This window comes from Micromonospora sp. A202 (genome assembly GCF_006715105.1).
Taxonomy (GTDB): domain Bacteria; phylum Actinomycetota; class Actinomycetes; order Mycobacteriales; family Micromonosporaceae; genus Micromonospora; species Micromonospora zamorensis.
In genome coordinates this window covers 1,355,823-1,380,463 of sequence record NZ_VFMP01000001.1, presented here as the reverse complement: position 1 = coordinate 1,380,463, position 24,641 = coordinate 1,355,823, and the positions used below count along the sequence as shown (strand labels likewise).

Genomic DNA, 24,641 nt, shown 5'->3' with positions numbered 1-24,641 from the left:
CCGCTACGAGTCAAGCAGGTACCCACTACCGGCGCATGCCTACACCAGCAGCGGCGGCCCCGTTCAGGAGGCCGCCGCCGGTGTCGTGGTTGTCAGACGCACTCGCGGCAGATCAACTCGCCGTTACGCTCGACTGCCAGCTGGCTACGGTGATGTACCAGGAAGCAGCGGGCGCACCGGAACTCGTCCTGCTGCATCGGAAGCACCTTGACCGTGAGCTCCTCGTCGGCCAGATCGGCACCGGGCAGCTCGAAGCTCTCGGCCACCTCGGCCTCGTCGACGTCCACCGCGCCCGACTGTGAGTCGACGCGCCGTGCCTTGAGCTCTTCCAGGCTGTCCTCGCCGAGGTCGACCTCGTCGCGACGCGGGGCGTCGTAGTCGGTGGCCATCGGTTTCACTCTCCCATATCGATGTTGTCGCTTCCGGTTGTAACGCCGGACGACGCTGTTTCGGTTCCGCTGGCCGGCCACCACTTGTGTCGGGCACCCGACCCGAGGACCGAACGGGTCGAGCTCGCTGGGGCGACTCCCCTGCGAGCGCGGAACCTTACCCCCCCTTGGGCGAGGCATGTATACCGCCCTTGCGGCTGAGATGTACGCCCCCGCACGCGAAGTTGTTCCCAATGTGATTCAGGCGACACGAAGATAGGGGTAGTAGTACCCGGTTCGCGGTCGGCGCGCCGGCATGTCGGGCTGTTTCCACGCGACGGCCGGACAACCGTTAACCTCAGCGGCGTATTCGACGGCCGGCGGCCAGTCTGATCGTTGCCGGCTGCCGCCACCCACCTGAGGTCCCGGGAGTGCCCAGATGAGTTTTGCGCGAGTGCGAGCACTCGTCGTCGTCGGCCTGCTCGGGGTGCTGGCCCTGGCGTTCGTGGTCACCGCGATCATCCGGGACACCCAGGGGAAGGCGGGCACGGCCGAGGGCTGCCCGGAGGGTTGGCCGCTGGCCGACGTGACACTGCACGAGCCCAAGGACGTCAAGATCAACGTGTTCAACACGACCGAGGAGCCCGGCCGGGCCGGCAGCGTCGCGGACGACTTCCGCAACCGCAAGTTCCAGGTGAAGAAGGTCGGCAACGACCCCAAGGAGATCGACGACGTGGCGGTGCTGCGCTACGGCCCGAAGGGCGTCGGCTCCGCGCACCTGCTGCAGGCGTACTTCCTCAACAACGCCGAGCCGGGCTACGACCCGAAGCGCACCGACGACGTCGTGGACGTGGTGCTGGGCAACGGCTTCCAACAGCTCGCCACCACGACCGAGGTCAACCAGTCCCTCGGTGACATCGGCGCGCCACAGGCACCCAAGGGCTCCTGCCCGTCCCCCGTCGCCAAGTGACGCCCTGACCGCCCTGACGGCCGCTCAGGGCCCGCCGGCGGCATCCAGCTCGGCCAGCCGATCGTGCAGCGGCCCGAAGAGCGCGGGCGGGGCCGCGACCACCAGATCGGGCCCCGGTGGCCCACCGGCCAGGCCGGCGACACGCACACCCGCCTCGGCGGCCACCAGCCCGCCGGCCGCCAGGTCCCAGGCCGCGAGGCCCTTCTCGAAGTACGCGTCGAGCCGGCCCTCCGCGACCAGGCAGAGATCCAGCGCCGCGGCACCGAGCCGACGGATGTCCCGGACGTGTGCGATCAGCCCGGCCACCACCTGGGCCTGGTGCGTGCGGCGTCCGGCGTCGTAGCCGAAGCCGGTGCCGACCAGCGCCTGCCCCAGGTCAGTCTCGCCGGAGCAGCGCAACTGGACACCGTCGCGCCAGGCCCCGCCCCCGACCGTGGCCGTCCACTCCTCGCCGGTGTTCACGTTGCGCACCACGCCGGCGACCACCACCCCGTCCACCTCGGCGGCCAGCGACACCGCGCTGTACGGCAGCCCGTAGAGGTAGTTGACGGTGCCGTCGATCGGGTCGATGATCCAGCGCACCCCGCCCGGCGCGACCGGCCCGGTGTCCCGAATGCCGTATTCTTCGCCGAGCACCGCGTCGTCCGGCCGCAACTGCTTCAGCGCGTCGAGCACCTGCCGTTCGACCGCCCGGTCCGCCGCGGTGACCACGTCGGTGACAGTGCTCTTGGTCGCCGCCACCGAGACACCCTCGACCCGCATCCGGTACGCGGTGGCCGCCGCATCGCGCGCGACGCCCAGTGCGACCGCTAAAAGTTCCCGAGGTGAAGGCGCCGAACGGTCCATCCCAACGTCCCCTTCCACGCGACCGGGGCGTTCCGCGCCCCGCGCGAGTATCATCCTTACAAAGTCCACATCAGCGCCGAATCGGCGGTCCCACCGCCGTTAAGCAGTGCGGCGCAGGAAGATCGCGGCAGACGGCGTTACAATTCACCCCTGCCCACGCGCCACGGACCGCCGACCACCGGCCGGTCCGGGACACGGGGGTCCCTCAACCACACTGCCCGGCCCGGTTGCCCCACGCTGTGCCGGACAACCCGGCCGTGCCCGCTCTTCGCCTCCGGAAGGTCATTCGTGACAGAACCCCGCCAGACCGGCGCCGACGTTCGCTCGCTCACCGACACCCTGATCGCCCACGCGCAGAGCGCCGGTGGTCAGCTCACGTCGGCCCAGCTCGCGCGCACCGTCGAGTCCGCCGAGGTGACTCCGGCCCAGGCCAAGAAGATTCTGCGGGCGCTCTCCGAGGCGGGAGTGACCGTGGTGGTGGACGGCTCGGCGAGCACCCGCCGCCGCGTCGCCGCGGCCCGTTCGACCACGCCGGCGTCCCGGGCCACCACTGCCAAGACCACCAAGAAGGCCGCGGCGCCCGCCCCGAAGCAGGCGCCCGCCTCCGACGACGCGCCGTCCGCGCCTGCCCCGCGCAAGGTGGCCGCCCGCAAGGCCACCCCCGCCGAGGGCGGTGCGACGCCGGCGAAGGCCACCAAGTCGACCCGGGCCACCAAGGCCACTGTCGCTGCCGCTGGTGCCAAGGCCGGCACCAAGGCCAAGGGCGAGGGCGCCGAGGGTGAGATCGACCCGGAGGAGCTGGCCGCCGCCATCGAGGACGTGGTGGTCGAGGAGCCGGCCGAGCTGGCCCAGGCCGCCGAGACCGACGCCGCCGCCTCGGCGACCGACAACGACTTCGAGTGGGACGACGAGGAGTCCGAGGCCCTCAAGCAGGCCCGGCGCGACGCCGAGCTGACCGCCTCGGCCGACTCGGTCCGTGCATACCTGAAGCAGATCGGCAAGGTTCCGCTACTCAACGCCGAGCAGGAGGTGGAGCTGGCGAAGCGGATCGAGGCCGGGCTCTACGCCGCCGAGCGGCTGCGCGCGGCCGACGAGGGCGAGGAGAAGCTCGTCCGGGACATGGTCCGTGACCTGGGCTGGATCTCCCGCGACGGCGAACGGGCCAAGAACCACCTCCTGGAGGCGAACCTCCGACTGGTGGTGTCGCTGGCCAAGAGGTACACGGGCCGTGGCATGGCGTTCCTCGACCTGATCCAGGAGGGCAACCTCGGCCTGATCCGCGCGGTGGAGAAGTTCGACTACACCAAGGGCTACAAGTTCTCCACGTACGCCACCTGGTGGATCCGGCAGGCGATCACCCGCGCGATGGCCGACCAGGCCCGCACCATCCGCATCCCGGTGCACATGGTCGAGGTCATCAACAAGCTTGGCCGCATACAGCGTGAGCTGCTCCAGGACCTGGGCCGCGAGCCCACTCCGGAGGAGCTGGCCAAGGAGATGGACATCACACCCGAGAAGGTGCTGGAGATCCAGCAGTACGCTCGGGAGCCCATCTCACTGGACCAGACCATCGGCGACGAGGGCGACAGCCAACTCGGTGACTTCATCGAGGACTCCGAGGCCGTGGTCGCGGTGGACGCGGTTTCGTTCTCGCTCCTGCAGGACCAGCTCCAGCAGGTGCTGCAGACGCTCTCCGAGCGTGAGGCGGGTGTGGTACGCCTGCGGTTCGGCCTGACCGACGGTCAGCCGCGGACGCTGGACGAGATCGGCCAGGTCTACGGGGTGACCCGGGAGCGGATCCGGCAGATCGAATCCAAGACGATGTCCAAACTGCGTCACCCGTCCCGGTCCCAGGTCCTCCGGGATTACCTGGACTGAGCGGGTTTCGTCAACCGAACGTGTCGTTTTGACCACCTGGTGTGCAACACCAGATGGTGATCGTCCGGATGCACGAATGTGATCGTTGACGTGGCACCCTGGGTGCACGGCACACTGTCCCTGCCAGGTGTGACCTCGGTCCCCCGCGGGCACACAGGGAAGGCAGTGCCTAGTAAGGGTGTTGCACCATAGGTGAGCAACGACCGAAGAGATTGTTCATCGGTGACGACCAGAGGAGGAAGGCGATGACCCCGACCCTCACGCCGCCGCCCGTGACGGCGGCTCCCCCAGCCGCCGATGAACGGTGCGACCGCTGCAATGCTGCCGGGAAGCTCCGGATCACCCTGACGGGTGGGAGCGAGCTGGTGTTCTGCGGGCACCATGCGAACAAGTACGCGGAGGATCTCGTGAAGATCACCGAGCGGTTCGCGACGGAGCCCGATTTCAGCTGGCGTGGCGCCGATCTGATGGCGAACTAAATCCGCAAACCGACATAGCCGGCCGGAGGCACCCCGAGGGTGTCTCCGGTCGGCTTTTCGCTACCCAAACCACCCCGCCCCCGGCCCGGCCACCGCCCTCGCCCCGCGCCCGCGCGTGCCCGGCCCGCGCCTACCCGCGCGCTCGCTCCGCCCGCGCTTGCCCGCGCGCTGGCCCCGCCCGCGCAGCCCCAGGGAACGCACGCCGCCGGATGCCGCCAAGATCCGCACAGTTTCGGGGAAGTTGCTGCCTCCCGGGCGCCGGAGGCAGCAACTTCACGGAAGTAGTGCGGATCTTCGCGCCCCGCGCCCCGCGCCCCGCGCCCCGCGCCCCGCCCAAGATCGTGCTCGAACCAGGATGTAGTGGCCTCATCGACGCGCCGATGCCACTACCTCCCGTCACGGAAGTCGCGCTTTCCTCCGCGCTCGAATACCGCGTTTTCAAGGAAACCGAGTGGATCACGCCGGAAGCAAGCACGGCCGCAGACCTCGACCGCAGACCTCGCCGCAGACCTCGGCCGCAGACTTCGGCCGCAGGCATCACCGATGCGGCAGGTCTAGAGGGTCTGGACGGTCGCGATGCGTTCCTCGAGCTGCTCGATGGTGGCCTGGGCGCTCGGAGGGCCGCCGCAGAGCCGGCGCAGCTCGGCGTGGATCTTGCCGTGCGGCTGGCCGGTGCGATGGTGGCGAGCGGCCACCAGGGCGTTCAGTTGGCGCCGGAGCGCCACGCGACGCTGAGCGGCGCTCATGGGTGCCGGTGGCGCCGCCGTGGGCGCAGAGGCCGGCTGAGCGGCCCCGTCGGCGGTACGGCGGCGTTGGGCGGCGAGCTGTGCGGCCTGCCGCTTGGTCAGCAGCAGCGACACCTGGTCGGCGGTGAGCAGGCCGGGCAGGCCGAGGTATTCCTCTTCCTCCGGGGTGCCGGCCTGGGCCGCGGTGCCGAAAGACGCGCCGTCGAAGATCACCTGGTCCAGTTCGGCGGTGGCCGAGAGCGCGGCGAACCGCTTCTCCAACTCGCCGCTGGCCTGGTCGTCGCGCTGCGCCCGTTCCAGCAGATCGTCGTCGAGCCCGTCGGATTCCTTGGGTTTGCCGAGGACGTGGTCCCGTTCGGTCTCCATCTCGCTGGCCAGGCCGAGCAGGTGCGGCACGCTGGGCAGGAAGACCGACGCGGTCTCGCCGGGCCGGCGGGCTCGCACGAACCGGCCGATCGCCTGGGCGAAGTAGAGCGGCGTGCTGGCGCTGGTGGCGTAGACGCCGACCGCCAGTCGGGGGATGTCGACACCCTCGGACACCATCCGCACCGCGACCAGCCAGCGCTGGTCGGAGGCCGCGAACGTCGCGATCCGCGCGGACGCGCCCTGGTCGTCGGAGAGCACCACGGCGGCCTTCTCGCCGGTCACCTGCTCGATCAGCTTGGCGTACGAGCGGGCGGTCTGCTGGTCGGTGGCGATGATCAGACCACCGGCGTCGGCCATGCCCGCGTTGCGCAGCACGGTCAGTCGGGCGTCGGCGGCGCGCAGCACCTGCGGCATCCAGTCCCCGGCCGGGTCCAGGGCGGTACGCCACGCCTGCGCCACCAGATCCTGAGTCATCGGTTCACCGAGGCGGGCGGCCAGCTCCTCCCCCGCGTTGGTCCGCCAACGGGTCTCCCCGGAGTACGCCAGGAAGAGCACCGGCCGGACCACGCCGTCGCGCAGGGCGTCGGAGTAGCCGTACACGGAGTCGGCACGTGAGCGCAGCAGCCCGTCTCCGCCCCGCTCGTAGCTGACGAACGGGATCGGATTGTCGTCGGAGCGAAACGGGGTCCCGGTGAGCATCAGCCGGCGTACGGCGGGGTCGAAGGCGTTCTTCACCCCGTCTCCCCAGGACCGGGAGTCGCCCGCGTGGTGGATCTCGTCGAGGATGACCAGGGTGCGTCTGGTCATGGTGCGCCGCCGGTGCACCTGCGGTGCCATGCCCACCTGGGCGTAGGTGACCACCGCGCCGTGGAAGTCGGCTGCGGAGTGCACGTCGGCGTTGCGGAAAGCGGCGTCGAGCTGGATGCCGACCCGGGCTGCGGCGTCGGCCCACTGGTTCTTCAGGTGCTCGGTCGGGGCGACCACGGTGACCGCCTCCACGGTGCCGTCACCGAGCAGCTCGGCCGCGATCCGCAGGGCGAAGGTGGTCTTGCCGGCGCCCGGCGTGGCGACCGCTGTGAAGTCCTCGGTGCGCCGGCGCAGGTATTCCACCAGGGCTTTGCGCTGCCAGGCGCGTAGTGCCGGGAACGTCTCGAGCACCGGCGTCCGGGCTGCCACGCGAAAGCTCCTCTCCGACCGCACGACGGCGGACCCGGGGCGAGGGCCACGATGACCGCCGCCCATGAAAACGCCTCCGCGCAGAAGCTGCCGCGAAGGCCGACTCAGCATAACCAGCGCGAGCCCCACGGCCCAGGCGACGCCACGCTGGTCACATTCGCCGCCCTGGCACGGATGGCCTCACCACTCCCGGTCGGCGCGGGGATCCGCCCCATCGGCACGCGGCGGGCGCAGCGTCGCCACCGGCGCGGACCAGCGCCGACGCAGCGCGATCAGACGTAGCCCGAAGACCAGGGCGGCAGCGGCGGTGAGCGGTACGGGACCGGTCTGACCGGTCACGTATAGCAGCACCACCAGCACCGAACCGGCCAGCGCGGCGAGGGCGTAGATCTCCCGACGCAGCACGACGGGGATCTCGGCGGTGAGCAGATCGCGGCCGAGCCCGCCGCCGATGGCGGTGAGCATGCCGATCAGGCAGGCGCCGACCGCTGGCACCCGGGCGTCGAGTGCCTTGAGCGTGCCGGTCACGGTGAACAGTGCCAGGCCCGCCGCGTCCAGCACCAGGACGGTGGTGCGCAGTCGGGCCAGTTGCGGGTGCAGCCAGAAGACGGCGAGGGCGGTGATCGCGGCGGTGGCCGCGTACCGCCAGTCGGCGAAGGCCAGCGGCGGCACCTCGTCGATGACCAGGTCCCGGAAGATCCCGCCGCCGAGGGCTGCCACGAAACCGACGAAAGCGACGCCGAACAGGTCCAGTCGCTTCGCCACCGCCGCCGACGCCCCGGATGCGGCGAACACCGCCACCCCGGTCAGGTCGGCGAGGAGCAGGGCGGTGGAGGTGGTCACCGCCGCAGGCTACGTCGCCGGCCGGAGCACCGGCCGAGGTTCACTCGCGGTACGAGTCGTAGATCTCCTTGCACTTGGGGCAGACCGGAGAACCCGGCTTGGCCGCCTTGGTGACCGGGAACGTCTCGCCGCAGAGCGCGACGACGTAGGTGCCCATGACGGCACTTTCGGCGATCTTCTCCTTGCGGACGTAGTGGAACATCTCGGGACCGGTGTCGGCGTCCTTCAGCTCTGGACGCTCGAGAACCTCTGTGCTCACGTCTGCACCTCCAACCGACAAGTTTGGCAGGTCATCACGGCCGGGTCCACTTGAGGCCGGCCCATGCCCCACCCCGTACCGTGCTTGTGTGAATGACTTTCGCATCAGCTACGGACCCGAGGTCGCCGAGGCCCTGCGCGACGGCCTGCCCGTCGTCGCCCTGGAGAGCACCATCGTCTCGCACGGCCTCCCCCGGCCGGAGAACCTGCGGGTGGCCAGGGAGATCGAGCAGACGGTCCGGGACGCCGGGGCCGTCCCGGCGACGATCGGCATGATCAGCGGCAGGCTGGTGGTCGGTCTGGACGACGCACAGTTGACCCGCCTCGCCACCGTCGACGGAGTGACCAAGCTCTCCGTCCGCGACCTCGCACTGGCGGCGGCGACCGGCGCGGACGGCGCCACCACCGTCGCCGCGACCAGCGCGGTGGCCGCCGCGGCCGGGATCGGGGTGTTCGCGACCGGCGGGCTGGGTGGGGTGCACCGGGAGGCAGCGCACACCTTCGACGAGTCGGCGGACCTGGGCACCCTGGCCCAGACTCCGATCGCGGTGGTCTGCGCCGGGGTCAAGTCGATCCTCGACGTGGGCGCGACGCTGGAGCGGCTGGAGACCCTCGGGGTCGCCGTGGTCGGTTACCGCACCCGCCGGTTCCCCGGCTTCTACCTGACCGACGCCGGCTTCGACCTGGACTGGTCGGTGGACTCGCCGGAGCAGGTCGCCGCCGTGCTCGCCGCCCGCGACGAGCACGCCGTGCACACCGGCGGACTGCTCGTTGCCAATCCGTTGCCGGTCGAGGAGCAGCTCGACCCGGAGCTGCACGACCGGACGCTCGCCGACGGCCTGGCCCTGCTGGAGCGGGACGGGGTCACCGGTAAGGCCGTGACGCCGTACCTGCTGTCGTACTTCCACTCGGCCACCGAGGGCGCGAGCCTGGCGGTGAACGTCCGGATCATCCTGCGCAACGCCGACCTGGCCGCGCGGATCGCGGTCGCCGCAGCGGCCCGCCGCACCACCGGCCCGGCATGACCCGACCGGCCCGGATGGTCGTCGTCGGGGACGTGATCACCGATGTGGTCGCCGTGCTGTCCGGGCCGCTCGCGGCCGGCTCGGACACCGGAGCCGAGATCAGCATCGGCGGTGGCGGTCAGGCGGCCAACACCGCCGCCTGGGTAGCGGCGCAGCGGATGGACGTCACGCTCGTCGGCGCCGTCGGTGACGACGACGCCGGACGGGACCGGGTGGCCGAGTTGGAGCGGGCGGGTGTCGACTGCGCCATTGAACGCGTCGAGGGCGTGGCGACCGGCACGGTGATCGTGTTGGCCACCGACGACGAGCGCACCATGGTCAGCCAGCGGGGCGCGAACCTGCGGCTGACCGGCGCGCACGTCGAGCGGGCCCTCGCGGCGGTGCCCGACGCAGGGCACCTGCATCTGTCCGCGTACACCCTGTTGGACGCCGGGTCGCGCGACGCCGGGCTGCGGGCGCTGGCCGCCGCGCGCGAGCGTGGGCTCACCACCAGCGTCGACGCGGCCTCCGCGGCGCCGCTGCGGCGAGTGGGCGCGGCGGCGTTCCTGAGTTGGGTACGCGACGTCGACCTGCTGCTGGTCAACGCGGACGAGGCCACCGTGCTCGCCGGTGGGCTGGACCCGGCGGCGCAGGGGCGGGCGTTGTCGGCGACGGCCCAGCGGGTCGTGGTCAAGCGCGGCGGGGCCGGCGCGGTCTGGGTCGACCGCACCGCGGCGGTCCGCGTGGCTGCGGCCCGGCGGGTTGCGGTGGTGGATGTCACGGGGGCGGGGGACGCCTTCGCGGCTGGCCTGCTCACCGCCTGGCTCGCGGGTGCCACTCCGGCCGCGGCGCTGAGCCGCGCCACCGACCTGGGGGCGCTGGCCGTCTCCACCGTCGGCGCACGACCGCAGCCGTAGTCACCAGCGCACGGCCGGGGCTCCCGAGTGCTCGAACCCTGGCCCGTTCGCGGGTCAGGGTTCGGCGTCGATGACCTTGTGCGGGCGCTCCTCGGCGGTGAGGCTCATCGGCGGGGTGTCGTCCGTGTGCCGGCGGTGGAACCTGTTGGCCAGCCGGTGCTCTTCCTTCGGCGGCCGGTCGTTGGCCAGCAGCACGGCCAGCCAGGGGATGAGCACCATGCCGAGGGCGCACAACGGCAGCCAGAGCCAGAGCAGCGGGGCGTTCGCACCGACCAGGATCGCGCCGGCGATGATGCAGGCCACCCGGATGCCCATCATCAGGACGTAGCGGCGCTGACGGCTGGTGAGCTGGTCACCCTGGCTGCGCGAGGCGTCGGTGATCAGAATCGGCTGGTACGCCTGACGCTTCACCATGGACCTCCTCGAGGGGGTTACGCCTCATCCTGTCACCGCAGGGCCGTGATCAGCGAACTTCGACTCATCCCGCCGCGTGTTACGTGCGTGGTACGCTGCCTGGCGTGGGCAGCAGGTTCAGCTTCACCGACGAGGCGTTGGCCAACCTGAGGGTCTACGACGTCACACCCGGGGAAGTCTGGGAGGCGCTGCACAGCGCCCGACGGGTGATCCGCCATCTGGGTGACGACGTGATGGTGGTCTACGCCGCCGCCCGTCGGGGCCGCCGACTGGCGGTGCTGCTCGCCGAGGCCGATGGCACCGACAACGACTGGGACATCCTCTCCGCTCGTGAGCTGAGCGACGCCGAGTCCAAGCGCTACGACGAGGCCGTGCGGAGATCTCGCCGATGAGGAGGCCGTGACGATGCACCGAAACGACGCGACCAAGCAGTTCCACAGCGGCGACGACCGCATCGCCGAGCTGATCGACGAGGGCCCGGGGGTGGACCTCCCCGCCCCCGACACCGACGTGCCGATGGTGAGCCGGTCGGTCCGGCTGCCACTGGAGACGTACGAGCGGGTGCGGGCCGCCGCCGACGCCCGAGGCATCGGGGTCACCACGCTGATGCGCCAGTGGATCGAGGCCGGCCTCGCCGACCTGGACGACTCCGCGACCGTCTCGCTGGCCGACGTCCGGCGCGCGCTGGCCTCGCTGGCGCACCCCACCGCCGCCTGAGCGACAGCCCTCACCAGGCCCGTCGCCTCAGCCCTCGGCGGTCTTCGCCTTGGCCGCTGCCTTCATCTGCTGCTTGTACTCCCGCACCCGGCGCAACGAGTCGGCGTCGGTGACGTCGGCCACCGACCGGTACGCGCCCGGGTCGCCGTACCCGCCGGCCGCCGTCCGCCAGTCCTGCGGGGTGACCCCGAACCGCTTTCCGAGCAGAGCCACGAAGATCTGCGCCTTCTGCTTGCCGAAGCCGGGCAGCCCGGAGACCCGGCGCAGCAGCTCCGGCCCGTCGGCGACGTCGGCCCAGAGCAGCGCCGCGTCACCGTCGTAGCGCTCCACCAGGACCTGGCAGACCTCCTGCACCCGGGCCGCCATCGCCTTCGGAAACCGGTGCAGTGCGGGCGGCTGGGCGAAGAGCGCGACCAGGGCCTCCGGGTCGTACCCGGCCAACTCGACCGCGTCCAGTTCGTGGCCGAGCCTCTGCGCCAGCACGTACGGCGAGGAGAAGGCCTTCTCCATCGGCACCTGCTGGTCCAGGGTCATCCCGATGAGCAGGGCCAGTGGGCTGCGCTCCAGCAACCGGTTGGCCTCTGGGTCGATGGGCAGCACTAGCGTCATGCGGACCATCCTGCCTGGCCCACCGATCCGGGCGGACGCCGACGCTCCGATCGTTTCGCGACACCTGGCGCTCGTCTGGCACGCTCGACGACATGCTTTGGACCGCCCCGCCCGGTTCCCCGTACCACCGGCTCGGCCGCACTGCCCGGCACCGCTGGTGGCAGCCCCTCGTCGGCACCGTCGCGCTGGTTGTCTCGGCGGTGGTGGTCCTCTGCCTACTCTTCGGCGTCGCCGCCGTCGTGGCCGAGCTCACCAACCGCCCGTACGACGCCGAGGGGCTTCCCACCTTCGGCCCGATTCCGGACGCCGCACTGCTGATCGCCTCGCTGGCGTTGTTACTCCCACTTCTGTTCGGCGCGGCCTGGCTCGTGCAGCGCCGGCCCGCAGGCACGCTCTCGTCGGTGCTCGGCCGGCTGCGGTGGAACTGGCTCGGCCGCTGCCTCCTGATCGCCACGCCGCTGATCATCGTCATGCTGTTCGGCGCGGACCTGCTGCTCGGGCTGACCGGCGAGAGTTCGGTGCTCGCCCCGGCGGACACGTGGGTGGGTGGGCCGGAGTTCGCCGCCGGCCTGCTGATGGTCCTGCTGCTGGTGCCATTCCAGGCCGCCGCGGAGGAGTACGCCTTCCGGGGCTGGCTGTTGCAGGCCGTTGGCGCGTACCTTCGCTCACCCTGGCCCGCGATCGCCCTTCAGGCGGTGCTCTTCGCCGCGGCGCACGGGTGGGGCACGGTCTGGGGTTTCCTGGACCTGGCATTCATGGGCGCGTTGTTCGGCTGGTTGACGGTGCGAACCGGCGGGCTCGAGGCCGCGATCGCGCTGCACGTGGTGAACAATCTGACCGCGTTCACCCTGGCGGCGGCGTTCGGCGGGCTCAGCGCCGACGAGACGATGGCCGACGCCCCATGGCAGCTCGTCCTCGTCGACGTGCTGGTGCTGTCCGCGTACGCCCTGGTCGTCGACCGGATGGCCGCACGCCGAGGGCTGGCGACGGTCGTACCGCCGGACCTGGTCGTGGCGGTGCCCGGCGGGCCCTCGGCGCCGACCGGAACGGAGCTGAAGCGGCCGGAGGTCGGGGTCGAATCTCGCGGGTGGTGACGGCTTTCTCCGCGACGGCAGGCAGGATGTCGGGGTGGACGAACACGACATGCTGCTCTCCCCCGCCGGCGTCGACGCGCTCCGCGACGCGCTGACCCGGACCGGTTTCACCAGCCACGGCATCGCCGAGCGCCTGGGCGCCCAGGCGACCACCGCCGTCGCCCGCAACGACTACCGGGCCGCGCTGCGCGCCACCGAGGACGGCGACCCACTGGGCACCCTGATCCGGGTGTTCATCTGCGACCAGACCGAGCCGGAAGCGCAGGTGGCCGCCGCGCTGGCGCCGCTGAGCCTGGAGGAGGCGCTGGCCGGCGGGCTGGTCGAGCGGTACGGCGACGGGCTGCGTGCCGGCGTCGACCTGGAGCCGTACGGCGACGACTGGTGGGTGCTCGCCGACGTGCCGGCCAGTGCCCGACCGGGTCGCCCGTTGCACGCCGAGCACGTGCTCGGCATCGGCGGGGCCACCCACACCCTGATCGGTGCGACCATCCGCCGATCGGTGGGCAGCGCGCTGGACCTCGGCACCGGCTCCGGCGTCCAGGCCCTGCACCTGGCCACCCACGCCGACTCGGTGACCGCCACCGACCTCTCGGAGCGGGCCCTGCGCTTCGCCGCGACCACCGCCGCCCTCAATGGTCAGGACTGGGAGCTGCTGCGCGGCGACCTGGTCGCCCCGGTTGCCGGCCGGCGCTTCGACCTGGTGGTGAGCAACCCGCCGTTCGTGGTCGGCCCGGGCACCACCACGCACGTCTACCGTGACTCCGGCCGGGTCGGTGACGCGATCGGCGCCGAGCTGGCCGCCGCCGCCCCGGGCCTGCTCACCGAGGGCGGCACCATGCAGTACCTGGCGAACTGGGTGCACGTCGCCGGCGAGGAGTGGGACGAGCGGGTCGCCGGCTGGTTCTCCGGGACCGGCCTGGACGCCTGGGTCATCCAGCGCGAGGTGGCCGACCCGATGGCGTACGTCGACCTGTGGCTCACCGACGCCGGCGAGACCACCGACCCGCAGCGGATGGCCGCCTGGCTCGACTGGTTCGACGCGCACAAGGTGGAGGGGATCGGCTTCGGCATCGTGTCACTGCGGCGGGGTGGGCACGCCGACCCGGTGGTCCGGGTGGAGGACCTGCGCCAGCGGGTGCAGCCGCCGCTGGGCGACCAGGTGGCCGCCTGGTTCGACCGCCAGGACTTTCTGCGGGTACGCGACACCGAAGCGCTGCTCGCCGAGCGCTACCGGGCCGCCGAGGGCCTCCAACTGCGCCAGGAGGCCACCATGGGTGACGAGGGCTGGGGGGTGGATCGGCAGGTCCTCGCGATGCCGCACGGCCTGCGCTGGACCGAGGAGATCGACCCGCTGGTGCTGGCCCTGGTCGGCGGCGCCGACGGCCGCCTGCCGCTGCGCGACCAGCTCGCCCTGCTCGCCGCCGCGCACGACGTCGAGCCCGACGAGATGGCCGAGGCCGCGGGCCCGATCGTGGCGCACCTGGTGGAGCGCGGCTTCATCGAGGCGGTGACCGCGTGACGCGGGCAGGCTCTGCGCCGGCTGCCGGCGTTGCGGCGGGCTGCTGATGCGTGCGGTGGTGCAGACCGTCGGGCGGGCCAGCGTGACAGTGGACGGCGAGGTGGTCGGCGCGATCGAGAACGGCCTGCTGGTGCTGCTCGGGGTGACCCACACCGACACCGCGGAGACCGCTCAGACGATGGCCCGCAAGGTGCACGAGTTGCGCATCCTGGACGACGAGCGGTCCGCCGCCGACACCGGCGCGCCGATCCTGGTGGTCAGCCAGTTCACCCTCTACGGGGACGCCCGCAAGGGTCGCCGTCCAAGTTGGACGGCAGCCGCCCCCGCCGAGGTGGCCGAACCACTGGTGACCGCCGTCGTCGACGCGCTGCGCCAGCGCAACGCCCCGGTGGAAACCGGCCGCTTCCGCGCCCACATGCTGGTGGAAAGCACCAACGTAGGCCCCCGAACCCTCCTCCTGGACCTCTGACCCCACCCCCCTTGGTGATCAAGAGGTTTGCGTCAGAGTTCGGCCTTTCCATGACGCAAACCTCTTGATCAACGGGGAGGGCACAAGGGTTGGGGTCAGGAGAAGAGGCCTCGGCGGGACAGGGACTGGCGGAGCCAGTTGTCGAGTTCGGCGGTCCAGTCGGTGCGGTCGGCGGTGGCGTGGTCGACAGTGAACCGGCCGAAGGCGTCCCGCCCCTCGGTGAAGACGCCACCGCGCTTGTCGACCTCCAGCACCACCTGCATCTGCTGCGCGTCGGCGATGAAGGTGACCTCCAACTGGTTGATCGAGCGGGCGTACTGGGGCGCCGGGCCGAACTCGATCTCCTGGTAGAAGGGCAGCGTCTGTCGTACGCCGTAGATGTGCCCACGCTCCACGTCGGCGCGGGCGAACCGGAAGCCCAGTCGCAGCAACGCGTCCAGCAGTCGCTCCTGCGCGGGCAGCGGGTGCACCGACACGGCGTCCAGGTCACCCTTGTCGACGGCGCGGGCGACCTCCATCTCGGTACGCAGGCCCATCGTCATGCCGTGCAGGTGCTGCCCGTACAGCTCGGTGACCGGTGTCTCCCACGGCACGTCGAAGCGGAACGGGATGTCGTGGCGCTGCCCCGGCTCCAGCCGGAACGCGCCGGTGATCTGCTGGCGACGGAACTCCTGAGTGGTGTCGTAGTCGTTGTCGCCGCTCTCCACCTCGACCCGGGTGACCAGACCGAGAGTCACGTGGTCGATGTCGACCTGGTGGTCGCCGCCGACCACCTGGATGCGGCCCTCCAGCTGGCCGCCCGGGCGGCAGTTCGGGTTGGCCAGCACCGTCTCCACCGATGGGCCGCCGACCCCCATCGCCTTCATGAGCCGCTTGAAGACCACGCCGTCCTCCATCTTTCGTCGTCGCCGACCCGAGCTGGCCGGCCGTCCGCAACGTAGTCGGGGCGGGCAACCGCACACCGGGACGACACACCGCACCAGAGATCCGACCTGATTCCTGTCGGGTGCCCGATCGCCTCACTCCCGTTTTACGCCCCGACCGCCAAGCTGTGTGCACACCGGCACCACTGGGCCGGAGACACGGCACAGACGTGGAAACGGGGAGAGACAGAGATGGCCCTTCAGATGACGGAACACCGGATGCGCCCGGCCACCACGACCGACACCGACGGGACCTCCGAGGTCCTCACCGACCTGGACGCCACCGACGAGCGTGGCATCTCCACCGACCTGGTCCGGGCGTACCTCAACGGGATCGGCCGCACGAAGCTGCTGACCGCCGCGCAGGAGGTCGACCTGGCCCGTCGGATCGAGGCCGGCCTGTTCGCCGACGAGAAGCTCGCCACCTGCACCCCGGTCTCCGCGGAGCTGCGGGCCGACCTGGAGCTGATCGTCGCGGAGGGCCGGGCCGCGAAGGACCACCTGCTGGAGGCGAACCTGCGGCTGGTCGTCAGCATCGCCAAGCGCTACACCGGACGTGGCATGGCGTTCCTCGACCTGATCCAGGAGGGCAACCTCGGTCTCATCCGGGCGGTGGAGAAGTTCGACTACGCCAAGGGTTACAAGTTCTCCACGTACGCGACGTGGTGGATCCGGCAGGCGATCACCCGCGCGATGGCCGACCAGGCCCGCACGATCCGCATCCCGGTGCACATGGTCGAGCAGGTCAACCGGATGGTCCGCGCTCGCCGCGAGCTGGCGGTGACGCTGGGCCGCGAACCCACTGTCGCCGAGGTGGCCCGCGCCCTGGAGATCCCCGAGATCCAGGTCATCGAGCTGATCTCCTACGACCGGGAGCCGGTCAGCCTGGACCAGGCCGTCGGCGACGACGGTGAGAGCGCGCTCGGCGACTTCGTGGCCTCCGTGGACCCGCGCACCGAGCCGGGTGACGCCGCCGCCCAGGGTGAGTTGCGCAACGAGGTGAGCATCGTGCTGGCCACCCTGTCCCAGCGGGAGCAGGCGGTCATCCGGCTCCGGTTCGGTCTCGACGACGGCCGGCAGCGCACGCTGGACGAGGTCGGTCGTGAGTTCGGTCTGTCCCGGGAGCGGATCCGGCAGATCGAGAAGGTGACGCTGCTGAAGCTGCGCGCGCCGGAGCGGGCCCAGCGCCTGGAGTCGTACGCCTGCTGACGCACCTGCTCATGGAAGGCCCTGGCGGTTCGCCGGGGCCTTCCATGCTGTCGGGGGTGCTTGACCGGTAACACCATCCACGGTAGAAACCATGTGGTTATAAAACCAGGAGGTTATACGTGGTGGGCACCGAACTGCTGGACGCGACCTTCGCGGCGCTGGCCGACCCGACCCGACGGGCCATCCTCGCCCGGCTCGCGGCCGGGGAGGCGACAGTGACAGAGCTGGCAGCACCCTTCGCGATGAGCCAACCGGCCATCTCCAAGCACCTAAAGGTGCTGGAACGCGCCGGCCTCGTCAGCCGGGGACGGGACGCCCAGCGCCGACCCTGCCGCCTGGAGGCCCGGCCGCTGCGGGAGGCGACAGCCTGGCTCGCCGACTACCGCGACTACTGGGCGGAGAGCTATCAGCGCCTCGACGCGCTGCTCGACGAACTCCAGGCCGTCGACCAGACCGACTCCGCCCGTCGACGCTCCCGACCGGACGGGTCGCGCGGGTGAGCAGCGTCGACGACCCGCTCGTCGTCCACACCCCGGGTGATCGGGAGATCGTGCTGAGCCGGCTGTTCGAGGCACCGGCACGCCTGGTGTTCACCGCCTTCACCCGACCCGAGCTGCTGGTCCGGTGGTACGGCGCGCGCGGCTGGAGGCTGGTGGAGTGCGATGTCGACCTGCGGGTCGGCGGGCGGTGGCGGTTCGTGTCGCAGGGCCCGGAGGGCGCGCGGATGGTCCAGGCTGGGGTCTACCGGCAGATCGAGCCACCGCACCGGCTGGTCTGCACCGAGCTGTTCGACGATCAGTCCTACCCGGGCGAGACGCTGGTCGGCCACGAGTTCACCGAACTGGCCGGCCGGACGACGGTCACCACCACGCTGCGCTACGGCACCACGGAGGGGCGGGACACCGTGCTGCGCTACCCGATGACCCGAGGGGTCGGGCAGAGCTACACGCGGCTCGCCGACCTGCTGCGTTCCACAACGACGATACGAGGAGAGCAACCATGAACTGGACGCTGGAAGTGGTGATCGTGCCGGTCACCGACCTGGACCGGGCCAAGAAGTTCTACGCCGAGCAACTCGGCTTCGTGGTGGACCACGACACCGTGATCGGCGACGAGGCGCGCATCATCCAGCTGACCCCGCCCGGCTCCGGCTGCTCGATCGTGATCGGCAAGGGCGCCGTCCCGGACATGCCACCGGGGTCGCTCAAGGGTCTGCAACTGGTGGTGCCCGACATCGAGCGGGCCCACGCGGAGCTGGTCGAACGTGGCGTGGAGGTCAGCGACGTCCAGGTGCTGGGTGCCAGCCCAAGCCCCACGCCGCACCCGTTGGACAATGTCGGCTTCGTCTTCTTCACCGACCCGGACGGCAACGCCTGGGCCGTCCAGCAGATCTCCAGCCGCGCCTGACCGCCCCCGTCACAGGCGGCGGGGGCCGGTGTCCGGGCGGGCAACCACACCGCCGACGCGCACCTGGGCGTGCAGGACCGAGATGCCGTCCGGGCGGGCGAGCACCGGGTTGAGGGTCAGTGACCGCACCCGGGGCTGCTCGTCGGCGAGCTGACCTACCCGCAACAGCAGGTCGGCCAGGGCCGCCCGGTCGACCGGCGCGGCGCCCCGGTGCCCCCGCAGCAACGGCGCCGCCCGGGGCTCGTCGACCAGCTCGGCCGCGTCCCGGTCGGTCAGCGGCACCGCCCGCCAGGCCCGGTCGCCCAGCAGCTCGGTGGCGACCCCGCCGAGGCCGAAGCCGACCACCGGCCCGAACGCCGGGTCCTCCACCAACTCCACCACGCAGGCCACACCGGGCGGCACCATCGGCTGGACCAGCATGTCCGCGCCGAAGGTCGCCGCCAGCTCGGCGTACGCCCGGCGGAGGGTCGGCTCGTCGGGCAGGTCGAGCCGGACCGCGCCGAGGTCGACCCGGTGCCGCAGCCCGGGGTCCGCCGCCTTCAGCGCCACCGGGAACCCCAGCCGCGTCGCCGCGTCCACCGCCGCGCCGACCGAGTCGACGGGCACCGAGGCCACCACGTCGATGCCGTACGCGGCCAGCAGCGCCCCCGGGTCGGTGCCGTCGGCGCGGAGCGCGGCCTGCGCGGCGGCCCGGTCGATGCTGGGCAGCTCGGGTGCCACCCCGGGCGGGCGGCGCAGCCACTCGGCGTACCGGTGCACCCGGGCGAGCGCCCGCACCGCCTCCTCCACGCCCCCGTACGCGGGCACTCCCGGCGGCAGCCGGCCGACCAGGAACGTCGCCACTGTCGGTTTGCCCAGCGCGAGGGCGGCCGGCAGCGCGGCGGTCACGTCGGCGTCCACATCGGTCAGCTGCCCGGGCAGCGGCGGGGCGAAGACCACCACCAGGGCGTCCACCCCCTCGTCGGCGGCCGTCTCCGCGAGAGCGGCGGCGAACTCGGCGGCACCGGCGCTCGGCCCGACGTCGCGGGGATGACCGTCGGCCACCGTGAGGCCGTGCCCGACGCAGGCGGTGGCTGCCAGCCCGGTCAGGGCCGAGGAGTTGCCGACCACACCGACCCGTCCGCCGACCGGCAACGGTTGGTTGGCCAGCAGCACACCCACGTCGAGCAGCTCCGGCACGGTGTCCACCCGGATCACCCCGGACTGGGCGAAGAGCGCGGCCACCGCCACCTCGTCCGGGCCGGCGGTGTCTCCGACCCCGACCGGACGGGCCGGCGAGGCGAGCGCGACGACCGGTTTGGCACGGCCGATCCGCCGGGCCAGCCGGGCGAACTTACGCGGGTTACCGAAGGTTTCCAGGTACAACATGATCACGTCGGTGCCGGGATCGTCCTGCCAGTACTGGAGGAGGTCGTTGCCGGAGACGTCGGCCCGGTTGCCGGCCGAGACGAAGCTGGACAGCCCCAGACCGCGCCGGTCCGCCTCGGCGAGCAGCGCCACCCCGAACGCGCCGGACTGGCTGAAGATGCCCACCCGACCGGCCGGCGGCAGCGCCGGGGCGAGGGTGGCGTTGAGGCGTACCGTCGGGTCGGTGTTGGCCACGCCCAGGCAGTTCGGGCCGACCACCCGCATGCCGGCGGCGTGCGCCGCGCGGACCAGCGCCCGCTGCGTGGCCGCGCCCTCGGCGCCGGCCTCGGCGAAGCCGGCCGAGATGACGACCAGTCCGTGCACCCCCGCGGCGGCAGCGTCGGCGACCACAGCGGTCGCCGCCTCCGGCGGGACCGCCACCACCGCCAGATCCACCGGCGTCCCGGCCTCAACCGCGGAGGGGTACGCGGGCAGCCCCGCCACTGTCGACGCGCTCGGATGCACCGGCACCACCACGCCGGTGAAGCCGCCGTCGCGCAGGTGCCCGAGCACCGCGGCGCCGACGCCCTGACCGGTGGCGCTGGCGCCATAGACGGCGATGCCACGTGGGGCCAACAGCCGGGCGATGGAACGGGCCTCGGTGCGGTGTTCCCGGCCGCGCTGCACCTCCAGCGTGGCCTCGGTGGGCGCGATCGGGAAGCTCAGGTGCACCACACCGTCGGCGTACTCACGCTGGACCTGGTAGCCGAAGTCGGCGAAGACGCGCAGCATCGTCCCGTTGGCCGGCAACACCTCGGCGACGAAGCTCATGATCCCGTTGCGCCGGGCCGCGTCGGCCAGGTGCTCCATCAGCACCGAGCCGATGCCCCGGCCCTGGTAGGCGTCCTCCACGACGAAGGCCACCTCCGCCTCCGGGGTCTGCGGGCCGAGCCGCTCGTAACGGCCGACCGCGACGATCCGGTCGCCGGCCAGCACCACGAACGCCTCCCGGTCGCGGTGGTCGACGGTGACGAACCGGATCAGATCCCGTTCCGGGATGCGCGGGTACGGCGAGAAATACCGCAGGTAGCGGGTGCGCTCGGAGAAGCGGCTGTGCATCGCCACGATGCCCGGCGCGTCGGACGGGTCGATCGGTCGCAACTGGACGGTGCTGCCGTCGCTGAGCAGCACGTCCACCGGCTGGCTCACGGTCGTCACCGGCGTGGCCCTCCCCTGGCCCGGCTCAGTCCCGCGGGTCGTACGGGTCGAGCCCGAGCAACGGGAAGACCGTCTTGCGGGTCGCGGCGATCGCCCGGTCCACCGCGTTGGGCTCGCCGGTCGGCTGCCACGGCTCGAACGACGGGTCCGCGTCGTCGGTCATCCGCAACGGCACCTCCCGGCCCAGACGACGGGAGGCGACCAGCTCCCGCCAGGCGAGCGGGGTGAGCGTGGCCGGGGCGATCGGGTCACCGGTGGCCACGGCCAGCAGGTGACTCCACGCCCGGGGCACCACCTCGACCAGGGCGTACCCACCACCGCCGGTGGCCACCCACCGACCGTCGCACAGCTCGTCGGCGAGCGCCCGCATCGCCAGGTAGGTGGCTCGTTGGCCGTCCACCGTCAGGTTGAGGTCGGCGAGCGGGTCCAGCCGGTGCCCGTCGGCGCCACACTGGCTGACCAGCACCTGCGGCCGGAACGCGCGCAGCACCGACGGCACGATGGCGTGAAATGCCCGCTGCCAGGCGCTGTCCTCGACACCCGGCGGCAGCGGCATGTTGACCGCGCTGCCCTGCGCGCCCGGCCCACCCGTCTCGTCCGGGAAGCCCGTGCCCGGAAAGAGCGCCAGCGGGGTCTCGTGCAGGCTGATCGTGAGCACCCGGGGGTCGTTCCAGAAGATCTGCTGCACACCGTCGCCGTGGTGCACGTCGACGTCCACGTACGCGACCCGCTCGGCGCCTAGGTCGAGCAGCCGGGCGATGGCCACCGCAGGGTCGTTGTAGACACAGAAGCCGGAGGCTCGGGAGGGCATCGCGTGGTGCAGGCCACCGGCCACGTTCACCGCCCGCCGTGCGTCACCGCGCCAGACCGCCTCGGCGGCAGCCATCGTCGCACCGGCGATCAGCGCGCTGGACTCGTGCATCCCCTCGAAGACCGGGTTGTCGGACGTGCCCAGCCCGTACCCGGCGAAGAGCGGATCGCGCGGCGCGGCACGCACGGCGGCCAGGTAGGCAGGGTCGTGCACCCGGGTCAGCGCGGCGTCGTCGGCGGGCTCCGGCTTGACCATGCGCACCCCGGGGCGATCCAGGACGCCCAACTCGCGGGCGAGCGCGATGGTCAACTCCACCCGGACCGGGTCGAGCGGATGGTCACCCATGTCGTAGGCGAGCAGCGACTCGTCCCACACCACCACAGTGTCGTCGGACATGAGCCCATCGTCGCACGAGGACCTTCGTCGGCCCACCGCACGCGCTGGTCAGCGGTCGGAAGTCCGCCCGGAGGCGACCGGCCGGGTCGGGTCGGCCACCCAGTTGCTCCACGAACCGACGTAGAGCGCGGCGTCCGTGCGACCGGCCAGGTGCAGCGCGAGCACGGCCTGCGCGGCGGTCACCCCGGAGCCGCAGTACGCCCCGACAGCCCGCGCCCCGGTGACTCCGGCGGCGGCGAACCGCTCGCTCAGCACATCGGCGGCCGGGAAGCGCCCGTCCGGGCCGACGTACTCCCCGGCGGGCAGGTTCGCCGCTCCCGGCACGTGCCCGGCGACCGGGTCGATCGGCTCGACTTCGCCCCGGTAGCGGGGTGCCGCCCGCACGTCGAGCAGCACCGCGTCGTCCGCGGCGGCCAGCTCGGCGGCCTGCCCCGCGTCGAGCACCGGAAGATCACCGGGACGCACGACGATGTCGCCGGGGGTCGGGGCTGGCGCTTCGGTGGAGACCGGCAGGCCTGCGGCGACCCAGGCCGGGAAGCCACCGTGCAGCAGGCGCACCGGCCGGTGCCCCGCCCAGCGCAACGTCCACCAGGCCCGGGCGGCAGCCAGGCCGTCGCCACCGTCGTACACCACAACGGGGTGACCGGCGCGGACGCCGGCGGCCCGCAACGCGGCCTGCAACGCGGCCGGGTCGGGCAGTGGGTGCCGACCGCCGACGCCGGGCGGCCCGCAGAGCGCGGTGTCCAGGTCGACGAAGACCGCGCCGGGCAGGTGACCGGCGAGGTAGTCGTCGTGGCCGGACGGGCCGATGAGCCGCCAGCGGACGTCGAGCAGGGTGGGCGGATCGGCGTCGTCGAGCTCGGCGGCGAGCCGATCGACCTCGACCAGCGGCTCCTGGGTACCGGACATGGCGACCATCCAACACCATTCGTGCCGAGGGCTCACGGTTCGGCGGCGGCCGGCGGGCCAACACCCGAGGTAGCATCGTGCATCGGAGGGCCGCTGACCTTATGAAGTCTCACGACCTGGTCGATACGACCGAAATGTATTTGCGCACCATCCTTGAGCTGGAAGAGGAGGGGGTGCCGCCGCTGCGTGCCCGGATCGCCGAACGGCTGCAGCAGAGTGGCCCCACCGTGAGCCAGACCGTCGCCCGGATGGAGCGCGACGGCCTGCTCACCGTCGAGGGAGACCGCCACCTGACGCTCACCGCCCAGGGTCGCGGCAGCGCCGTGTCGGTGATGCGCAAGCACCGCCTCGCCGAGCTGCTGCTGGTCAACGTCATCGGGATGCCCTACGAGGAGGCCCACGAGGAGGCCTGCCGCTGGGAGCACGTGATGAGCGACGCGGTGGAGAAGCGGGTGTACGACCTGCTCAACCGGCCGACCCGCTCCCCGTACGGCAACCCGATCCCAGGGCTGCAGGAGCTGGGCTCGCCGGCCGCGGAGGCCACCGAGGCCGCCGAGGGTGAGCGCAACCTGGCCTTCCCCGGTCTTTCCGGGTCGGTCGTGGTGCGCCGGATCTGCGAGAGCGTGCAGAAGGACGCCGACGTGCTGCGCCAGCTGCACGCCGCGGGTGTCGACCCGGGCGCCACGGTGACCGTGGCACAGGAGCGCGACGGCGTCTCGATCGACCGCTCCGGGGACCGGGTGCGGCTGCCCCGCGAGGTCGCCTCCCGGGTTTTCGTCGCCGCCAGCTGAGTCGCCGTCAACTGATCAACCGGACACCCGGGCGTCACAACGCCCGGGTGTCCACCTTTTTCGCCAGCGCGGCCAGGCCACCGGTCAGCTTCTCCGCCGCCGAGCGCTCGCCGCCACGGGCCGCAGTCCAACTCACAGTGGCCAACCGTCCGTCGGCGGCCAGCCAGCCCACCTCGGCGACCGGCCCATGCCCGCTCGCCGCAGCGGTCGTCCGCCGGTACGCCTGCTGACCCAGCCCGGTGACCTTCGCCGCCTTGTCGGGCACCACATCCGCGGCGAAGGTGGCCTTGTCGATCGTGGTCTCGGACACACTCAGTGTCAGCTCCGGCAGCGTCGCGCTCCTGGCCCGCACCACACAGGTGTGCGTGTCGCCCTGTTCGCTGGGCGCCGCCACGTCGAAGCGCACCTTGACCAGTTGCTCGATCACCGCGAAGTCCAGCAGCCGGCAGGCCCCACCCGAGGAGGCCGCCGCCACGTCCACGGCGATCGGCACCGGCGGCGGCACCGCCACCGGCTCGGCCTCGGCAGCACAGCCGCTCACCAGCAGCCCCGCCACCCCGGCGACCACGATCCGCCCGCGCACGTTCCACCCTCTCGCCGACCGACGGCGGAAGGCGCCCGCCAGGTGTCCGTCGGACACCGTACGGGGTGTCGGTGGCGGGCGGAAGCCCTCGTTCCGCCGGTCTGCCCGCGCCTATCCGGGCTGTGGATCATCCACGTACGGGCAGTGCCGGCAACCGCGTCCACAGCACGTGCCACGGCGGGCCAGGAAGCCGGCGCTGAGCACGAACAACCCGCTCTGCGGATCGAGATAGCCGGCCTCCCCGGCGGCGAGCGCGGCGTCGTGCGCGGCGAGGATCCGGGCCCGGTCGGGGTGCTCCGGCGACAGCCGGGACGGGTGCGGCTCGGTGAGCGGCCGGTCGGCCAGGGGTCGTCGCTCTCCGCTCACCGAGGCAG

28 protein-coding genes are annotated in these 24,641 nt (G+C 72.0%); 15 read left to right on the top strand and 13 right to left on the bottom strand.

Going from position 1 to position 24,641, the window contains the following annotated elements; all coding sequences use genetic code 11:
- Positions 1–92 precede the first annotated feature (92 nt).
- The gene (locus FBZ33_RS06435; RefSeq protein ID WP_007075406.1) at positions 93–389 is read right to left on the bottom strand and encodes a DUF4193 domain-containing protein; all 297 of its coding nucleotides are present in this window, start codon (positions 387–389) and stop codon (positions 93–95) included.
- Between the two features lie 433 nt (positions 390–822).
- Here FBZ33_RS06435 and FBZ33_RS06430 point away from each other — a divergent pair, with 433 nt between their 5' ends.
- Positions 823–1,338 (top strand): LytR C-terminal domain-containing protein, encoded by a 516-nt coding sequence (locus FBZ33_RS06430; RefSeq protein WP_185755472.1) that lies wholly within the window; start codon positions 823–825, stop codon positions 1,336–1,338.
- 24 nt (positions 1,339–1,362) lie between these two features.
- Here FBZ33_RS06430 and FBZ33_RS06425 read toward each other — a convergent pair whose 3' ends face one another.
- On the bottom strand, positions 1,363–2,184 hold the full coding sequence (locus FBZ33_RS06425) for an inositol monophosphatase family protein (RefSeq protein ID WP_141908339.1): 822 nt from the start codon (positions 2,182–2,184) through the stop codon (positions 1,363–1,365).
- 288 nt (positions 2,185–2,472) lie between these two features.
- On the opposite strand from FBZ33_RS06425, the gene FBZ33_RS06420 reads away from it, so the two are divergent.
- On the top strand, positions 2,473–4,062 hold the full coding sequence (locus tag FBZ33_RS06420) for an RNA polymerase sigma factor (RefSeq protein ID WP_141908338.1): 1,590 nt from the start codon (positions 2,473–2,475) through the stop codon (positions 4,060–4,062).
- Between the two features lie 245 nt (positions 4,063–4,307).
- Positions 4,308–4,541, top strand: a complete 234-nt coding sequence (locus FBZ33_RS06415) for a hypothetical protein (RefSeq protein ID WP_030489368.1) — start codon at positions 4,308–4,310, stop codon at positions 4,539–4,541.
- 554 nt (positions 4,542–5,095) lie between these two features.
- On the opposite strand, the gene FBZ33_RS06410 is transcribed toward FBZ33_RS06415, so the two are convergent.
- The 3 genes from FBZ33_RS06410 to FBZ33_RS06400 all read right to left on the bottom strand — a co-directional run bounded on the left by FBZ33_RS06410 (position 5,096) and on the right by FBZ33_RS06400 (position 7,931).
- Positions 5,096–6,829: a DEAD/DEAH box helicase gene (locus FBZ33_RS06410; RefSeq protein ID WP_088946802.1), complete on the bottom strand. Its 1,734-nt coding sequence runs from the start codon at positions 6,827–6,829 to the stop codon at positions 5,096–5,098.
- 180 nt (positions 6,830–7,009) lie between these two features.
- Positions 7,010–7,672 carry a trimeric intracellular cation channel family protein gene (locus FBZ33_RS06405; RefSeq protein ID WP_088946801.1) on the bottom strand — a complete coding sequence of 221 codons (663 nt, stop codon included), beginning with the start codon at positions 7,670–7,672 and terminating at the stop codon, positions 7,010–7,012.
- 40 nt (positions 7,673–7,712) lie between these two features.
- On the bottom strand, positions 7,713–7,931 hold the full coding sequence (locus FBZ33_RS06400; RefSeq protein ID WP_088946800.1) for a DUF3039 domain-containing protein: 219 nt from the start codon (positions 7,929–7,931) through the stop codon (positions 7,713–7,715).
- Between the two features lie 88 nt (positions 7,932–8,019).
- On the opposite strand from FBZ33_RS06400, the gene FBZ33_RS06395 reads away from it, so the two are divergent.
- Together FBZ33_RS06395 and FBZ33_RS06390 are read left to right on the top strand one after the other, a co-directional pair.
- Positions 8,020–8,955, top strand: a complete 936-nt coding sequence (locus FBZ33_RS06395) for a pseudouridine-5'-phosphate glycosidase (RefSeq protein ID WP_141908337.1) — start codon at positions 8,020–8,022, stop codon at positions 8,953–8,955.
- Positions 8,952–9,851 carry a carbohydrate kinase family protein gene (locus tag FBZ33_RS06390; protein ID WP_141908336.1) on the top strand — a complete coding sequence of 300 codons (900 nt, stop codon included), beginning with the start codon at positions 8,952–8,954 and terminating at the stop codon, positions 9,849–9,851. Before FBZ33_RS06395 ends, FBZ33_RS06390 begins: the two co-directional genes overlap by 4 nt.
- 54 nt (positions 9,852–9,905) lie before the next feature.
- Here the strand turns inward: FBZ33_RS06390 and FBZ33_RS06385 are convergent, their stop codons facing one another.
- Entirely contained in the window at positions 9,906–10,265 is a 360-nt protein-coding gene (locus FBZ33_RS06385; protein ID WP_172861971.1) for a DUF3099 domain-containing protein, read from the bottom strand.
- A gap of 104 nt (positions 10,266–10,369) precedes the next feature.
- Between FBZ33_RS06385 and FBZ33_RS06380 the strand changes: the two genes are divergently transcribed.
- Entirely contained in the window at positions 10,370–10,657 is a 288-nt protein-coding gene (locus FBZ33_RS06380; protein ID WP_088946797.1) for a hypothetical protein, read from the top strand.
- Between the two features lie 13 nt (positions 10,658–10,670).
- Positions 10,671–10,982: a hypothetical protein gene (locus FBZ33_RS06375; RefSeq protein ID WP_088951534.1), complete on the top strand. Its 312-nt coding sequence runs from the start codon at positions 10,671–10,673 to the stop codon at positions 10,980–10,982.
- A gap of 27 nt (positions 10,983–11,009) precedes the next feature.
- Here the strand turns inward: FBZ33_RS06375 and FBZ33_RS06370 are convergent, their stop codons facing one another.
- The gene (locus FBZ33_RS06370; protein WP_141908335.1) at positions 11,010–11,600 is read right to left on the bottom strand and encodes an HhH-GPD-type base excision DNA repair protein; all 591 of its coding nucleotides are present in this window, start codon (positions 11,598–11,600) and stop codon (positions 11,010–11,012) included.
- An 83-nt stretch (positions 11,601–11,683) separates the two neighbouring features.
- On the opposite strand from FBZ33_RS06370, the gene FBZ33_RS06365 reads away from it, so the two are divergent.
- From FBZ33_RS06365 to dtd, 3 genes are read left to right on the top strand one after another with little or no spacing between them, the layout of a single operon-like run.
- The gene (locus FBZ33_RS06365; RefSeq protein WP_141908334.1) at positions 11,684–12,685 is read left to right on the top strand and encodes a CPBP family intramembrane glutamic endopeptidase; all 1,002 of its coding nucleotides are present in this window, start codon (positions 11,684–11,686) and stop codon (positions 12,683–12,685) included.
- A 34-nt stretch (positions 12,686–12,719) separates the two neighbouring features.
- On the top strand, positions 12,720–14,204 hold the full coding sequence (locus FBZ33_RS06360; RefSeq protein WP_185755220.1) for a methyltransferase: 1,485 nt from the start codon (positions 12,720–12,722) through the stop codon (positions 14,202–14,204).
- Between the two features lie 46 nt (positions 14,205–14,250).
- Positions 14,251–14,673 (top strand): D-aminoacyl-tRNA deacylase, encoded by a 423-nt coding sequence (gene dtd, locus FBZ33_RS06355; protein WP_088946794.1) that lies wholly within the window; start codon positions 14,251–14,253, stop codon positions 14,671–14,673.
- Positions 14,674–14,768: 95 nt separating this feature from the next.
- Here dtd and FBZ33_RS06350 read toward each other — a convergent pair whose 3' ends face one another.
- Positions 14,769–15,557 carry a sporulation protein gene (locus tag FBZ33_RS06350; RefSeq protein ID WP_141912438.1) on the bottom strand — a complete coding sequence of 263 codons (789 nt, stop codon included), beginning with the start codon at positions 15,555–15,557 and terminating at the stop codon, positions 14,769–14,771.
- Between the two features lie 231 nt (positions 15,558–15,788).
- Here FBZ33_RS06350 and sigB point away from each other — a divergent pair, with 231 nt between their 5' ends.
- From sigB to FBZ33_RS06330, 4 genes are all read left to right on the top strand, one after another.
- A complete protein-coding gene (sigB, locus tag FBZ33_RS06345) occupies positions 15,789–16,805 on the top strand; it encodes an RNA polymerase sigma factor SigB (RefSeq protein ID WP_370452985.1) in 1,017 nt (338 codons plus the stop codon).
- A gap of 122 nt (positions 16,806–16,927) precedes the next feature.
- Positions 16,928–17,305, top strand: coding sequence for a helix-turn-helix transcriptional regulator (locus FBZ33_RS06340; RefSeq protein WP_141908333.1), 378 nt, complete (start codon positions 16,928–16,930; stop codon positions 17,303–17,305).
- Complete coding sequence (locus FBZ33_RS06335; RefSeq protein WP_141908332.1) at positions 17,302–17,808, top strand: SRPBCC family protein; 507 nt, start codon at positions 17,302–17,304, stop codon at positions 17,806–17,808. The genes FBZ33_RS06340 and FBZ33_RS06335 overlap by 4 nt, the downstream gene beginning before the upstream one ends.
- Positions 17,805–18,212 (top strand): VOC family protein, encoded by a 408-nt coding sequence (locus tag FBZ33_RS06330; RefSeq protein WP_088946792.1) that lies wholly within the window; start codon positions 17,805–17,807, stop codon positions 18,210–18,212. Before FBZ33_RS06335 ends, FBZ33_RS06330 begins: the two co-directional genes overlap by 4 nt.
- Positions 18,213–18,221: 9 nt before the next feature.
- Here the strand turns inward: FBZ33_RS06330 and FBZ33_RS06325 are convergent, their stop codons facing one another.
- From FBZ33_RS06325 to FBZ33_RS06315, 3 genes are read right to left on the bottom strand one after another with little or no spacing between them, the layout of a single operon-like run.
- On the bottom strand, positions 18,222–20,777 hold the full coding sequence (locus FBZ33_RS06325) for a bifunctional GNAT family N-acetyltransferase/acetate--CoA ligase family protein (RefSeq protein ID WP_141908331.1): 2,556 nt from the start codon (positions 20,775–20,777) through the stop codon (positions 18,222–18,224).
- 25 nt (positions 20,778–20,802) lie between these two features.
- On the bottom strand, positions 20,803–21,984 hold the full coding sequence (locus FBZ33_RS06320) for an acetoin utilization protein AcuC (RefSeq protein WP_141908330.1): 1,182 nt from the start codon (positions 21,982–21,984) through the stop codon (positions 20,803–20,805).
- Between the two features lie 48 nt (positions 21,985–22,032).
- Positions 22,033–22,893, bottom strand: a complete 861-nt coding sequence (locus FBZ33_RS06315) for a sulfurtransferase (protein WP_141908329.1) — start codon at positions 22,891–22,893, stop codon at positions 22,033–22,035.
- A 101-nt stretch (positions 22,894–22,994) separates the two neighbouring features.
- Between FBZ33_RS06315 and FBZ33_RS06310 the strand changes: the two genes are divergently transcribed.
- On the top strand, positions 22,995–23,684 hold the full coding sequence (locus FBZ33_RS06310) for a metal-dependent transcriptional regulator (protein WP_088946789.1): 690 nt from the start codon (positions 22,995–22,997) through the stop codon (positions 23,682–23,684).
- A gap of 34 nt (positions 23,685–23,718) precedes the next feature.
- Here the strand turns inward: FBZ33_RS06310 and FBZ33_RS06305 are convergent, their stop codons facing one another.
- Both FBZ33_RS06305 and FBZ33_RS06300 read right to left on the bottom strand, forming a co-directional pair.
- On the bottom strand, positions 23,719–24,267 hold the full coding sequence (locus FBZ33_RS06305; RefSeq protein WP_141908328.1) for a hypothetical protein: 549 nt from the start codon (positions 24,265–24,267) through the stop codon (positions 23,719–23,721).
- A gap of 111 nt (positions 24,268–24,378) precedes the next feature.
- Complete coding sequence (locus tag FBZ33_RS06300; protein WP_141908327.1) at positions 24,379–24,633, bottom strand: DUF5522 domain-containing protein; 255 nt, start codon at positions 24,631–24,633, stop codon at positions 24,379–24,381.
- Between the last annotated feature and the right edge of the window lie 8 nt (positions 24,634–24,641).